13 protein-coding genes are annotated in these 12,763 nt (G+C 60.7%); 7 read left to right on the top strand and 6 right to left on the bottom strand.

Annotated features, from left to right (window positions below):
• Window positions 1–53 precede the first annotated feature (53 nt).
• Window positions 54–1,133 carry a septum formation family protein gene (locus tag CHU71_RS01545; protein ID WP_147759950.1) on the top strand — a complete coding sequence of 360 codons (1,080 nt, stop codon included), beginning with the start codon at window positions 54–56 and terminating at the stop codon, window positions 1,131–1,133.
• Between the two features lie 40 nt (window positions 1,134–1,173).
• Window positions 1,174–1,521, top strand: coding sequence for a metallopeptidase family protein (locus tag CHU71_RS01540; protein WP_005529444.1), 348 nt, complete (start codon window positions 1,174–1,176; stop codon window positions 1,519–1,521).
• Window positions 1,522–1,544: 23 nt separating this feature from the next.
• On the opposite strand, the gene CHU71_RS01535 is transcribed toward CHU71_RS01540, so the two are convergent.
• Both CHU71_RS01535 and pheA read right to left on the bottom strand, forming a co-directional pair.
• On the bottom strand, window positions 1,545–2,225 hold the full coding sequence (locus CHU71_RS01535) for a histidine phosphatase family protein (RefSeq protein ID WP_110332795.1): 681 nt from the start codon (window positions 2,223–2,225) through the stop codon (window positions 1,545–1,547).
• A gap of 10 nt (window positions 2,226–2,235) precedes the next feature.
• Window positions 2,236–3,165, bottom strand: a complete 930-nt coding sequence (gene pheA / locus CHU71_RS01530; protein WP_049160071.1) for a prephenate dehydratase — start codon at window positions 3,163–3,165, stop codon at window positions 2,236–2,238.
• A 33-nt stretch (window positions 3,166–3,198) separates the two neighbouring features.
• Between pheA and CHU71_RS01525 the strand changes: the two genes are divergently transcribed.
• The 3 genes from CHU71_RS01525 to CHU71_RS01515 all read left to right on the top strand — a co-directional run bounded on the left by CHU71_RS01525 (window position 3,199) and on the right by CHU71_RS01515 (window position 6,596).
• Window positions 3,199–4,335: an amidase gene (locus CHU71_RS01525; RefSeq protein ID WP_147759949.1), complete on the top strand. Its 1,137-nt coding sequence runs from the start codon at window positions 3,199–3,201 to the stop codon at window positions 4,333–4,335.
• Between the two features lie 8 nt (window positions 4,336–4,343).
• Window positions 4,344–5,108 carry a CPBP family intramembrane glutamic endopeptidase gene (locus tag CHU71_RS01520; RefSeq protein ID WP_147759948.1) on the top strand — a complete coding sequence of 255 codons (765 nt, stop codon included), beginning with the start codon at window positions 4,344–4,346 and terminating at the stop codon, window positions 5,106–5,108.
• Window positions 5,109–5,231: 123 nt separating this feature from the next.
• Window positions 5,232–6,596, top strand: a complete 1,365-nt coding sequence (locus tag CHU71_RS01515) for an LCP family protein (RefSeq protein ID WP_147759947.1) — start codon at window positions 5,232–5,234, stop codon at window positions 6,594–6,596.
• 96 nt (window positions 6,597–6,692) lie between these two features.
• Here the strand turns inward: CHU71_RS01515 and CHU71_RS01510 are convergent, their stop codons facing one another.
• From CHU71_RS01510 to CHU71_RS01500, 3 genes are read right to left on the bottom strand one after another with little or no spacing between them, the layout of a single operon-like run.
• Window positions 6,693–7,613 (bottom strand): DUF5926 family protein, encoded by a 921-nt coding sequence (locus tag CHU71_RS01510; protein ID WP_147759946.1) that lies wholly within the window; start codon window positions 7,611–7,613, stop codon window positions 6,693–6,695.
• Window positions 7,614–7,634: 21 nt separating this feature from the next.
• The gene (locus tag CHU71_RS01505; RefSeq protein ID WP_049191711.1) at window positions 7,635–8,333 is read right to left on the bottom strand and encodes a glycerophosphodiester phosphodiesterase family protein; all 699 of its coding nucleotides are present in this window, start codon (window positions 8,331–8,333) and stop codon (window positions 7,635–7,637) included.
• Window positions 8,333–9,280: an L-lactate dehydrogenase gene (locus tag CHU71_RS01500; protein WP_147759945.1), complete on the bottom strand. Its 948-nt coding sequence runs from the start codon at window positions 9,278–9,280 to the stop codon at window positions 8,333–8,335. The genes CHU71_RS01505 and CHU71_RS01500 overlap by 1 nt, the downstream gene beginning before the upstream one ends.
• 130 nt (window positions 9,281–9,410) lie before the next feature.
• Between CHU71_RS01500 and CHU71_RS01495 the strand changes: the two genes are divergently transcribed.
• On the top strand, window positions 9,411–11,258 hold the full coding sequence (locus CHU71_RS01495; protein ID WP_187271987.1) for an alpha/beta-hydrolase family protein: 1,848 nt from the start codon (window positions 9,411–9,413) through the stop codon (window positions 11,256–11,258).
• On the opposite strand, the gene msrA is transcribed toward CHU71_RS01495, so the two are convergent.
• Complete coding sequence (gene msrA, locus CHU71_RS01490; RefSeq protein ID WP_049191713.1) at window positions 11,255–11,905, bottom strand: peptide-methionine (S)-S-oxide reductase MsrA; 651 nt, start codon at window positions 11,903–11,905, stop codon at window positions 11,255–11,257. The genes CHU71_RS01495 and msrA overlap by 4 nt on opposite strands.
• Before the next feature lie 192 nt (window positions 11,906–12,097).
• Between msrA and CHU71_RS01485 the strand changes: the two genes are divergently transcribed.
• Window positions 12,098–12,700, top strand: a complete 603-nt coding sequence (locus CHU71_RS01485) for a superoxide dismutase (protein WP_005529425.1) — start codon at window positions 12,098–12,100, stop codon at window positions 12,698–12,700.
• Window positions 12,701–12,763 lie beyond the last annotated feature (63 nt).

Raw genomic sequence — 12,763 nt, 5'->3', positions numbered from 1 at the left:
GCCTCCCAGGATTTCCGAGCTATGCAGCACTAGCGGGTACTATAGGAGGCCTTATGAGTAAAACTTCCCCTTGGCGCTCATCCTTTGCCGTCCGCCTTTTCCTAGTGGCCGCCCTCGCCGCGGCCGCTTTCTTGGGCGCATATGGATTTTGGAGCCCCTCCACCGGCACCACCGCGGGCGAAACCTCAACGGATAAGACCGCGCCGACCTCCGAAATGGGAGTTGCCTCCTTTACCTCTGCCGAGTCTGGAACCTGCCTGACATGGGACATCGACCCCAAGGGCGAAATCTCTAACTTCCAATCCATCTCCTGCGCTGAACCGCACCGCTTTGAGGTCGCCGCTCGCGAGGATCTCAGCACCTACCCCACCAGCGAGTTTGGCCCTACCGCCAAACGCCCCGACGTCACCCGCCAGAACGCGCTACGCGATGAGCTCTGCGCGTCCAGCACTTTGGGTTACTTAAACAGCAAATGGGATCCGGCAGGAAAGTATGACATCGCCTCAGTCTTGCCGCCGTCTAACGCTTGGGACAAGGGCGACCGCACCCTACTGTGCGGCCTACAAACCACTGATGAAACTGGTGTACCGCAGCTGAGCACCGGCAACGTGGAGGCAGTGGACCAAGCTGTCGTGGCCAAGGCCGGCGAGTGCCGCAGCATCGATGACAAGCAGATCATGCGCACCGTTGACTGCGCTCAACCGCACCAGCTTGAGACCGTATCCGTTGTTAACTTGGGCGAACGCTTCCCTAACGGTTACCCAGCCGGCGAGGAGCTCGACACCTACCTCAACGAGACCTGCACCGCTGCCGCTGAGAAGTACTTGGGCGGGGAAGAAAACCTCTACCAATCCACGCTGCAGCCATTCTGGGGCTCTGTCAGCGAGGCCTCCTGGAACGGTGGCTCCCGCTCAGTGAACTGCTCGCTGATGCACCCTAATAATGGTTCCTTCTCCATTATCACGGGCTCGGCCACGGGTGGCCGCGCTGCGCTGACCATCGATGGTGCCCCACCTGCACAGCAGCCTGAGCGCAACCCGATCCGCAACAACGCTTCGGCTGCGCCGTCCGCTGCACCATCTGCGGCCCCTGGCGCGGCAGCACCAACCCCTGCGGTAGCACCAGGTCAGTAGGTTCACGCCTCGGTCTGCCTCGGTCTACATCGGAAAGCTTATGTACCTGGTCAGTGAAGAACGCTTCGACGAGATGGTCACGGATGCCCTGGACAAGATCCCAGATGAATTCGTGCACCGCATGCGAAACCTGGCCATCCTCGTGGAGGATTACAACGAGGACAACCCCCACCTGTTGGGCTTATACGTAGGGGTCGCACTCCCTGAACGCACTTTCGACCACACGGGTTTTCTGCCCGATACCATCTTTATCTATCGCGGCGCCCTGCAGCACTGGTGCAACAGCGAAGAAGAGCTCGCGCATGAAGTCGAAGTAACCGTCTTCCACGAGTTGGGACATTACTTCGGCCTTGAAGAGCACGAGCTCCACCACTTGGGCTGGGGTTAGTCAGCCTCCTCCCCATCGCCTGTTTAGTACATGGTCGGTGCGACACCGCTGGCTTCATCAATATCGGTGTCGGCCCAGCGCTTGAGCGTCCACTGGCCAAAGGGCCTGCCGCCTGGCTCCATGAGGGTAAATCTGCCGTTGGGCATGTATCCGGTGTACGCGAAGTCGGCATCGATGCCGGTGGCATGGCGGCTTACCACGCGCATGGCCGCGCCATGGCTGACAATCACGGCGTCGTCATCGTCACCGAGTTCCGCCGCGATCTCCTCAACCACCGGCTGGTAGCGGGCCAGGACGTCGGAATAGGTCTCGCCACCCTCCATACAGGCGGCGGCGTCGCCGTCAATCCAGCCGCGCAACGCCACCATGTAAGAACGGTGCGCTTCTTCGCTGCCGTCCATCTCAAAGTCGCCTGCGAAGATCTCGTGCAGCCCAGCCTTGACCTCAACCGGGACGCGGAACTGGTCGGTAGCCTCCGCAAATGAGGCAGCTGCCAGCATCGCAGTCTGCTGCGCACGGAGTGCCACGGAGCAGTAGAAGCGCACCTTGCGGCCTGCGGTCAGCTCCGCGAGCTCGCGGCCTACCTCAGTGGCTTGGTCACGGCCGCGCTCAGTAAGCTCGGCTCCCGGAGGGCGGGTATCGAGGAGACGCTCTACGTTGGAAAACGTCTGGCCATGGCGCACAAGAAAGATTCTTCCGGACATGGCACCTACATTATTTGCCCTGACGCGCCTGCGCTACCCATTCATCCGCGGCCACCAAGCGATCGAGATCACGCGGCTGTTCACCAATTTCCGCAACAGACGGCCACGAGCCCACAAACATGAGTTCCTCTGCGCGTAGCCACACCGCGCGCAGCGCCTCTGCTACCGGCTGGTCCTCAATGTGCCCAATGAGGTCCACATGGAAGCGGTAGGTACCGAAGGTCTTGCGGGTGGGGCGCGACTCGATGCGGGAAAGATCCACGCCACGGTGAGCAAATTCCTCCAACGCACCGACCAACGAACCAGGTTCATTAGGCAGCGTAAAAATCACCGAGGTCTTGTCGTGCCCCGTGCGCGCAGTCGGCTTGCCAGCAGGCCCAACCAGCACAAACCGGGTGGTAGCGTCTGCGACGTCTGCGACGCCGTCGGCAAGCGTGTCCAAGCCAAAGAGCTCAGCCGCACGCGCGGGCGCGGCCGCTGCGTCAATCTCCCCCTGCGCCACCGCCTGGGCAGCGGCACCGTTGGAGCTAGCCGGCACGAACTTCACGCCTGGCAGGTTCTCCTTCAGCCAACCACGCACCTGCTGATAAGCCACGGGGTGGGTGGCGAATGTCGCGACGTCGCCAAGCTGCATTCCTGGACGCACCATGATGCTAAACACCACTGGGAGGTCCACCTCGCGGTAGACCTGCACACGCTCGCCTTCCACGAGGGCGTCGAAAGCCGCAGTCACAGCGCCATCGACAGAGTTCTCAATCGCCACACAAGCAAAGTCAGCAACACCTGCGCGCACCGCGGCCAGGGCTTCCGAAGGCGAGCTCACAGGCAAGGGTTCCACCTGTTCAAAGTGCACGCTCAACTGCTGCATAGCGGCTTCGGTAAAGGTCCCCGCAGGGCCCAAGAAAGCAATCTTCGTGCTGGCTTTTGTGGTGGTGCTCATAGGGGAAACCTTAGCCCACTAGACTGTGCTGCCATGGAGTTCACCCTGGAAAAGCTGCGCGAGTCTGTGTCTTCTCTTTCCGCAGAAGAGCATGGTTTCACCCACCTCGACTTGGACCGCCGCCCGCAGACGCAGGGAAGGCTGAGCGGTTGGATTCTCTCGGCCAAGGATTTGAACGACGTCGTGGGAATGCCCACCACGCTGGGGCATAAGGCGCGCACGTATTTTCCCGACGTCACGGACCCGTTCATCGCGGACTTGGAGGCGCAGGGCGCGCTTTTCATCGGCAAGTCGGCAGCCCCCGAGTTGGGTTTGCGCGTGGACACGGAGCCGGTAGGCCTGCCGCATCCAGACAATCCGTTGTATCCGGGACACACGCCAGGTGGTTCTTCTGGTGGCGCAGCCGTGCAGGTAGCGCGCGGTCTGCTCCGGGCCGCGCACGCTTCCGACGGCGGCGGATCCATCCGCGTTCCTGCAGCCGCGTGCGGTGTGGTGGGCTTCAAGCCCGCGGGGGAGGATCTCTCGGTGCAGGGTTTCATCACGCGCACGCTTGCCGACGCCGCTTTTCTCCACGGCCTCACTCCCCGCACGCCGCGGGCCCGCATTGGCGTGCTGACGCAGCCGCTCTTTGCTGACGTGGAAATTGCACCGCACATGCTCCACGCAGTTAAAGAGGCAACGACCGCGCTTGAAGCGCAAGGCTTTGAGACGGTGGCTATCTCGCCATATCCGCAAGCAGCTGAGACCTTCGAGACCTTCCAGCGCCTGTTCATGTGGCGCTTGGCCACGCTTCCTGATGCTGCCGGCTACACCGATTGGGTCAGGCAACGGGGCAAATTAATCAGTAAGGAAGAGCACACGGCCGCGCGCCTACATGCGGCAGCACTGCCTGAGCTTCTGGCGCAGTACTGGCAGGTAGACGCGGTTTTAAGCCCGATGCTGGCCTACGACCCTCCCCGGCGCGGCACCTTCTTGTCGCTGGAACATCAGGAGAACTTCGACGAGCAGACGCGCTGGTCGCCGTGGGGCTCGTTGTTTAATGTGGCCAAGCTTCCGGCGGTATCGATTCCCTGGCCGGTACGCGATCACCCACCGGTTGGCGTCCAGTTGGGAAGCATCACGCTTGACGACGCCGAGCTTCTCGGCCTAGCGAAGGCTCTCCACCGATGACCAAGGATATGAGCACAGCAAAATCGCTTAAGACGCGAAAGGCGCTCCGGACCGAAATCCTGATAGTCCTCGTCATCACCTTTGGCATTTCCGGTGTTCGTTCCGCACTACGTTTGACCGATGCGCTGCTCAATCCGGCTCCGCTCAACGAGCAGTCGGTGACGATTAACGCGAGCCAATCCACCCTGCCGCTCATCGATATCGGGCTCCAGTTGTGCTCTGCTGCAGTGCTCTTTGCCTGGGGTGCGTTGGCTTTGTACTTGTTGCACGTGCACATGCCGCCGCGCACTATGCTCGGCGGAAGCGATGCTCAGCCGAGCACTCGGGTTCGCCCCTGGGGCAGGGATTGGCTGCAAGGCGCTGGTCTAGCAGCGCTAATTGGACTCCCGGGTTTGGCGTTATACTACACCGCGCTGCTTTTTGGCTGGACCAAGGAGGTAGTGCCCACCTCCTTCGACAATGCATGGGTGGAGATGCCCGTGCTGCTTGTGAAGTCTGCGGCCAATGCCTTTGCGGAAGAGGTCGTGGTGGTCTACTGGTTTATGACGCGCCTGCGTCAATCGGGATGGGGCCTGCCAGCAACTCTCGCAACCTCCTCGATCCTGCGCGGTTCTTATCACCTTTACCAGGGCGTATCCGCTGGATTCGGCAACATTGTGATGGGCTTGGTCTACGGCTACTTCTTCCATAAGACCGGAAAAGTTTGGTCGCTTGTCATTGCGCATTTCCTCATCGACGCGGTAGCGTTCGTGGGATACGCTTTCCTCTTCTAAGACCCACATCACTACCCCGAGGTCTGTGAACCATTCCGCGGCGCCACCCGTCTCCTGGTTTATGAGGAGGAGGGCGGTGTGTGCCTTGTGGGGCGGATGTGAATTCGTTGTAAGGTTGAGCGCATGACTGAATCTGGACGAGACCCGCATCGCGAGGCGCGCCGCGCAGGCGATAGCCCTGTCCCCGCCCCTGGAGCAGATTCGAATTCCAGCTCGCCCGCCGACTATGTCCTCGGCGCCGACGGCAAACCCATCAGGGACCGCTACGGCCGCCCGGTGCGGCGTCGCCAAGCGCAGCAGCGCCCACCTCGTGCAGGTTCCTCCAGCGCCTCTGCCGTCGCTTCTTCCCCTTCCGCGTCGCGTGCTACGCCGCGGGCTAACTCGCTCCCAGCACAGCGCGCAGAGGAAACTCGCTTCGACGTCGGCGCCTACATGGAGCGCAACCAGCGCCCTGCTCAGAACACCGGATATCGGAGCACCCCGGCCGCTCCCGCCCCACGCCGCCCCACTCCCGAGGTGCCACGCAGCTATCGTGCGCCCGAATCGGCGCCGAAGCAACGCCCACACCGACGCCGCAAAAAGGCCAACCCCATCAGGCAATCCCTGGGCTGCTTTGGCTGGGCCGTGGCTATTCTGCTCGTTTTCACGCTCGTGTTTACCCTGTGGACGGACTCGCGCCTGACCCGCATCGAGGCCATGCCGGCTGAGCAGGTGGCCAAAACCGCCGGAACCAACTGGCTCCTGGTGGGCTCCGATTCCCGTCAAGGCCTCACCGAAGAAGAACAAGCAGAGCTCGGAACCGGTGGTGACGTGGGCGTGGGCCGTACTGACACCATCATGCTGCTGCACATCCCTTCCTCCGGCAAGGCGAAGCTCATCTCGATCCCGCGCGATAGCTACGTTGAGGTCCCTGGCTTTGGCATGGACAAGATCAATGCCGCCTTTACCTACGGCGGACCGCAGCTACTCACCGAAACCGTAGAGCAATCCACTGGCCTGCGCATCAACCACTATGCGGAAATCGGTATGGGCGGACTTGCCAACGTGGTCGACTCCGTCGGCGGCGTGGACATCTGCGTCAAGGAGCCCATCGACGACCCACTAGCGGGCATCAACCTGCAGGCTGGATGTCAGGAGCTACGTGGACGTGATGCGCTGGGTTACGTGCGTACTCGTGCCACAGCAATGGGCGACCTGGACCGCGTGCAGCGTCAGCGCGAATTCTTCGCAGCGCTGCTCGACAAGATCACCTCACCGGGTACGCTCATTAACCCGTTCCGCACGATATCCCTGGTCAACCACACCGCAAGCTCCTTCATAGTGGGTGAAAAGGATCACGTGTGGCACCTCGCTCGCGTGGCCTTAGCCATGGCCAGCGGCGTGGAAACTGAGACCGTGCCAATTGGCGGATTCCAAGACACCACCGTGGGCAACGTGGTGTTGTGGGATGACGAGGCAGCGCAGCAGCTGTGGGACTCGATGAAGTAAGCTGCGCAACAAAATAAAAGGGGAGAGAAGCCATCTTGGTTTCTCTCCCCTTTGCCGTGTAGCACTAAGGCTCAGGCTAAGTATCTTAAGCTGCCTCTAGCGCAGGGTCACCTGGCGGGACTTGATGTTCTCCAGCTGCTTGCGCTCGTCAGCGGTGAGGTTAGCGTCATTCTTGATCTCCTCGGCCAGCGCCTTGTCCACGCGGGCAAGTTCAACCTCGTAAGAGTCGTGGGCCACCTCAGGCTTGAGGTCGAAGACCGGCGCGACGAGGCCGTGGGTGCGGAAGACACCAGCGAACTTGGTACCCTCGCCCAGGTTCAGCTCGCCGCGTGCAGCGACGCGAGCCAGAGCGTTGAGGAAAGCGTTCTCATCATCGTTAGGGCGGACCCAACGGATGTGTGCCTTGCCGCCGCCAGCGTTAGCCCAGAATGCGATGCCCTCAATGTCGTTGCCCACCTGGTGGGACTCAATGACGGAATCGTTGGCCATCTGCATGGACTGCGCCACCTGCGGGGTGATCTGCGCGCCCTCCGGCATCCACCAAGCGAAGTCCTGGTAGACATTGATATCCAGCTCAGCGGATTCCTCAAGCAACTCGCTCAAGGCCGGCTCGGAGCCGTCCGCAGCGGTGGACTCCAGAGTGGAGCCAGGTTTGTTGTTCTTTACCCAATTAAGCGCATAAGCGAGGTCGCGGCCAGGGTTGTGGGTATGGGACTGGACCTGCAGGCCCACGAATGCCTCACCACCGAACTCCTCATCACGGATGAGGGCCGCGGATGCACCTGGGAGCACGGTCGAAACGTAAACGTCCTTGTCAAAGCCCTTCAGGGAAAGCTTTGCCGTTGCGGAAGGAACGAATTCCTGCATAGCAACGAGGGACGCCTCAGCGGCGAAACCGCCGAAGGGGCGGGGATCCTTTTCGAGGGCAGCGCGCTCAGCGGCGCGAGCAGCGAGCTTTGCCTGACGGCGGGACATGCCCTCAGGCAGCTGTTCGTTGTTCTTTTTCTTCTTGGCCATGCCCACCAATTTACCTGCTGCCTACAGTTCTATGGCGTGTAGGGCTACTTCTGGTTGATTCGTGGCGAGGATATCGATGCCGTTCGACCACGCCCACTTCATATCGTCGGACCTATCCACGGTCCACAGATAAGTGGGCAGGTCGAACGCCCCAATGTCATCGGGACGCATTTTTGCACGCAACAGTGACATTCCCAGCCCCGTCGGACGAGACAGAAGGATATCTGGGAAATGGCGTTCCCAGTCACGCCGCAAGTAGAAACGGTCCACCTGAGGGGCAAGGGACTGCATCCGGCGGATTGCTTTATGGGAGAAGGAAATCATGTGGATGCGGGGGTCGTCGAGAAGCCCAGCGTAGCGCAAGCGCAGCACCAGCTGCTCCTCGAGGACATCACCTTGGCCAGATGGGTGCTTGGTCTCAATGTAGAGATGGTGCGGATTATCGCCCAGCATCTCTAGCAGCTCATCCAGCAGTAGCATGTTCTGCCCATCGCCGATGTCGACGTGGCGCAGCTCGTCCCAGTCCATCTGCGCGATGCGGCCGGGCCTACCTGCGGTGCGATCCAAGGTGGGGTCATGGTTGACCACAACTTTTCCGTCCCTGGACAAACGAATATCGCACTCGACGCCGTGGATAGGCAGCTCGAGCGCCTTAGCAAATGCGAGCGGGGATAGCTCCGGATATTTACCGGAGTATCCCCTGTGGGCGACAATTTTCACTAGCCGAAAATCTTGGTCTTAATTTCGTTCAGCGTCTCGTAAGAAGCGTTGAAACGCTCCTTCTCATGCTCGTCGAGCTGCAGCTCAACAACCTTGTTGATACCGGAGCGATCGATGACAGCTGGGGTGCCGATGTAGACATCCTCAACGCCATACTCGCCCTGCAGGTACGCAGAAACCGGAAGCACAACTGCTTGGTTCTGGATGACTGCACGGGTGATGCGTGCCAGGCCCATGCCGATGCCATAAGAGGTGGAACCCTTAGCGTCGATGATGGTGTAGGCAGCGTCGCGAGTCTCTTCGAAGATCTTCTCGATGCGCTCGTTGTAGCCCGGGTCCTTCTCGGAGCGGTGGGACAAGGACACACCGCCGATGTTGGCCGAAGAGACAACCGGGAGCTCGGAGTCGCCGTGCTCGCCGATGATGTAAGCGTGTACGGAAGTCGGGGCGATGTCATCCATCTCAGAGAGCATGTAGCGGTAACGAGCGGAGTCCAGGATGGTGCCGGAGCCGATGACGCGCTCGTGCGGCAGACCGGAGGCCTTCCACACTGCGTAGGTGAGCAGGTCCACCGGGTTGGAGGCCACGAGGAAGATGCCGTCGAAGCCGTTCTTCATGACGTCACCAACGATGGAGTTCATGATGTTGACGTTCTTGTCCACGAGCTGCAAGCGGGTCTCGCCCGGCTTCTGTGCAGCACCAGCACAGATGACGACCATGGAGGCGTCAGCGCAGTCTTCGTAGGTGCCCTTGGTGACACGGGTGCGGGATGGCGCCCAGACAACACCGTGGTTGAGGTCCATTACGTTACCGGCGAGCTTCTTCTCGTCGATATCGATGATTGCAAGATGATCGACGGTGCCTTGGTTTACCAATGCGAATGCGTAGGCAATTCCAACGTCGCCTGCGCCGATGAGTACAACTTTGTTTCCAACATGATTTCCCATGGCTCCCATTGTGCCCCCTATTTCTGATTTGTGCCCGTTGTGCGCCCGATCTCACATAGTCGGCAGTCTGATCTCACACACAAAATGTCCGATCGGACATACTCTGCAGGGTGCTTTCCGAGCTGGTTGAATGGTGCCCATGCGCCAACTCGCCCGCAAATTCGCCCGCGCCGCAGCGATTCGTACCTTGTCATTTGCGGTTTTTGGGCTGGAAGTGCTCAGCGATCTTACACCTGGTGTACGCATGACTGGCAGGAGACGTTTGCCACAGAACATGGCGCCCGGCATCTTTGCCGCCGAGATTGCCACCTGGGCGGCGGTCTCACCCTCGCTCCTTCCGCGCCCGTGGTGGGTCACGGCCGCCAACGTCGCCATCGGGCAAGGCGTAGGCCACTTGGCCGCGACCACGGCCGCGTTCATCACCAAACGCGGCCTGCGCTACACCGGGAAACGCCCCCAGGATCACGTTGGCCCTACCCTGCGCAGCCGTACGCACCTTGCCCTGGGCGCCATCACCCTGGCCGTAGGCGTGCGTTCCCTTCGCAACCAGAGCGCACAGGCAAAGCTGGTCAGCAAGCACAACGAGCGCGGCCCTGAATCCGCCTTTCTCGGCATTGCCCTCGGAACAGTTGGTTACGGCACGCTGCTCATCGTCGGGGAAGCCGCACAGATCACTGTCACTCAGCTCTCCCGCGGGGTCCAGCGGTGGCTCCCCCGGTGGGTCGCTTGGCCGCTGGCCGGTGCCGCGGTCAGCTACGCCGCTGCTTTCCTCAGCAATCGCATGCTCTGGCGCCGGTTCATCCACGACGCCTCCCTAAAAGCACTGCAGCTCAACAAGCTGGTTTATCCCGGCTCGGTCATGCCATGGGAACCGGAGCGAAGTGGCAGCCCATGGTCCCTTGAACCGTGGACCGCAGTCGGTTCCCAAGGCCGCGCCTTCTTGGACCGCGGCCCGCGTGCGCACGACATTAAAGAGGTGATGATCTGCAACCGCGCCCATGAGCCCATCCGCATCTTCGTCGGCTTAGTCCAAGGGCGCGGCCCCATCAGCGCCGCTCAGCAGGCATTGGCCGAGTTAGAACGCACCGGCGCTTTTCGCCGGGAGACCATCGCCATCCAGTTGCCCGCTGGCTCCGGCTGGATCAACAACTATTCGGTTTCAGCATACGAGTTCTTAACCCATGGCAACTGCGCCACGGTCACCCTGCAGTACTCCTATCTGCCTTCGGTGTTTTGCTACGTCGTTGACCGTCAGGCGCCAGTCGACGCCGCGCGGGAGCTCATCAACGCTGTGCAGTCGCGGCTTTCGACGCTGCCCGAAGACGATCGCCCGAAGCTGTACTTCGCCGGCGAATCCCTGGGCTGCTACGGCATCGTGGAAAACTACCGTGACCTAGACGATCTCCTGCAGTCTTGCGACGGTGCGGTATTCACCGGCCCTCCTCGCATGACTACGTTTACGCGGCGGCTGGCCCGCGGGCGTGATCGCGGTTCCTTGGAGCGCCTGCCGCTTATCGACGCCGGCAAGCACGTGCGTTTTGCCTCCACCCCAGCGCACATGGAACACGATGCCTTCGGCAGCGATTATGAGCGCTGGCACCGTCCCCGCGTGGTCTTTGGCCAGCACGCATCCGATGCCATCGTGTGGTGGGATCGCCGCCTTATCTTCATGCGCCCAGACTGGATTCATGAACCGGCACCAAACACGCTGTATGCCGATACATTCAAACGCCTGCCGTGGGTACCTTTCATCACTTTTTGGCAGGTAGCCCTCGATCAGCTCAACTCCCTCAATGTGCCGGGCGGCCACGGCCACAACTACTTTGAGGAAACATTCTGGTACTGGGATTGCGTCCTCGGTTCACAAGCACGCACCCAGCTCACGCCAGAGCTGGCGGAGAGAATGCGCGTGTTCGTGGAACGCGATCAGCTCAACAAGCCCTCAGATTTCCGCCACCAAGTAAGGAAGCGGTTCTAGCCGCACTTGACGCCAGTGGAGTGGTGCGGGCAGTAGCCTTTGGGGTTCTTGTGCAGGTATTGCTGGTGCTCGTCCTCGGCGAGGTAGTAGGCACCGGAGTCCGTCTCTGAGAGGAGCTTGACCTCAGTGGTGGTGTCACCGAAGCCGGCGTCGGCAAGCTTGCCTGCGTAGGAATCCACGATCTCCTGGATCTCCGCACGCTCTTCCTCAGTCTCTGGGTAAAACGCGGAACGGTACTGCGTGCCCACGTCATTGCCCTGCCGAAAACCTTGGGTGGGATCGTGGGCTTCCAAGGCCTTGACCACCAAGTCACGCAGGCTAACCTGCGCGGGATCATAGGTAATCTGCACGGTCTCAGCGTGGTTAGTCAGGCCGCGGCAGACCTCGTAGTACGTAGGATTCGGGGTGGTGCCACCGGCATAGCCAACGGACGTGGACTCCACACCGGGGGTTTCCCAGAACATTTTCTCCGCGCCCCAGAAACAGCCGATAGCGATCAGAAGGGACTTCTGTCCCTCTTTCCACGGGCCAGTGATCGGAGTGCCGAGCACCGCGTGCGGGCGTGGATCCAGGATCGGCTCCGCACGGCCGGGAAGGGCATCTTCCCTGTTCACAATCTTTGGTTCCGGCTTAAACAACCACGACATGACATCTCCTTGCTCGTTGTCTGGGGGCATTTGGGCGGCAACTTTGCCCACGGGGCAGGCGTTCGCACACCGCCCCATGACGGCCATATAGGTTTTAACGCGCCCCGAGTGTATTTCGTTCCGGATAAATTGTGGCGGAATTCTTTCAGCGCTCCTATCATTGGGCACCGTACCCAAAGAAAGGAATTAACAATGGCTGTCTACGAACTTCCAGAACTCGACTACGCATACGACGCTCTCGAGCCACACATCTCCGCAGAGATCATGGAGCTGCACCACACCAAGCACCACGCAAACTACGTTGCTGGCGCAAACGCAGCTCTCGAGGCTATCGACGCTGAGATTAAGGGCGAGGGCAATGCAGACCGCCTCCGCGCTCTGTACAAGAACCTTGCTTTCAACCTGGGTGGCCACACCAACCACTCCATCTTCTGGAAGAACCTTGGCCCTAATGGTGGCGGCGAGCCAACCGGCGAGCTGGCAGAGGCTATCAACCGTGACTTCGGTTCCTTCGAGGCTTTCCAGAAGGCCTTCAACGCTGCGGCTCTTGGCCTGCAGGGCTCCGGCTGGGCAGTGCTTGGTTACGACCACATCGCTGGCCGCCTCCTCGTTGAGCAGCTGACCGATCAGCAGGGCAACACCTCCATCAACTTCACCCCGCTGCTCATGCTCGATATGTGGGAGCACGCTTTCTACCTGCAGTACAAGAACGTTAAGGCTGACTACGTCAAGGCTGTCTGGAACGTCTTCAACTGGGATGACGTTGCAGAGCGCTTCGCTGCTGCTTCCAAGTAAGCCGCATACGCGTTAGCTTGCATTAGTTAAGACCGCCTTCGGGCGGTCTTTTTCTTGCCCCAG

Origin of the sequence: Corynebacterium sp. LK14, from assembly GCF_008042215.1 — a bacterium.
GTDB lineage: Bacteria > Actinomycetota > Actinomycetes > Mycobacteriales > Mycobacteriaceae > Corynebacterium > Corynebacterium striatum.
This window is presented reverse-complemented; position numbering and strand designations above follow the sequence as displayed.

Bases quoted from the DNA above. Each gene is read 5' to 3' on its own strand.
- CHU71_RS01545 (WP_147759950.1), top strand. From the start codon at position 54: ATGAGTAAAACTTCCCCTTGGCGCTCATCCTTTGCCGTCCGCCTTTTC.
- CHU71_RS01540 (WP_005529444.1), top strand. From the start codon at position 1,174: ATGTACCTGGTCAGTGAAGAACGCTTCGACGAGATGGTCACGGATGCC.
- CHU71_RS01535 (WP_110332795.1), bottom strand. From the start codon at position 2,225: ATGTCCGGAAGAATCTTTCTTGTGCGCCATGGCCAGACGTTTTCCAAC.
- pheA (WP_049160071.1), bottom strand. From the start codon at position 3,165: ATGAGCACCACCACAAAAGCCAGCACGAAGATTGCTTTCTTGGGCCCT.
- CHU71_RS01525 (WP_147759949.1), top strand. From the start codon at position 3,199: ATGGAGTTCACCCTGGAAAAGCTGCGCGAGTCTGTGTCTTCTCTTTCC.
- CHU71_RS01520 (WP_147759948.1), top strand. From the start codon at position 4,344: ATGAGCACAGCAAAATCGCTTAAGACGCGAAAGGCGCTCCGGACCGAA.
- CHU71_RS01515 (WP_147759947.1), top strand. From the start codon at position 5,232: ATGACTGAATCTGGACGAGACCCGCATCGCGAGGCGCGCCGCGCAGGC.
- CHU71_RS01510 (WP_147759946.1), bottom strand. From the start codon at position 7,613: ATGGCCAAGAAGAAAAAGAACAACGAACAGCTGCCTGAGGGCATGTCC.
- CHU71_RS01500 (WP_147759945.1), bottom strand. From the start codon at position 9,280: ATGGGAAATCATGTTGGAAACAAAGTTGTACTCATCGGCGCAGGCGAC.
- CHU71_RS01495 (WP_187271987.1), top strand. From the start codon at position 9,411: ATGGTGCCCATGCGCCAACTCGCCCGCAAATTCGCCCGCGCCGCAGCG.
- msrA (WP_049191713.1), bottom strand. From the start codon at position 11,905: ATGTCGTGGTTGTTTAAGCCGGAACCAAAGATTGTGAACAGGGAAGAT.
- CHU71_RS01485 (WP_005529425.1), top strand. From the start codon at position 12,098: ATGGCTGTCTACGAACTTCCAGAACTCGACTACGCATACGACGCTCTC.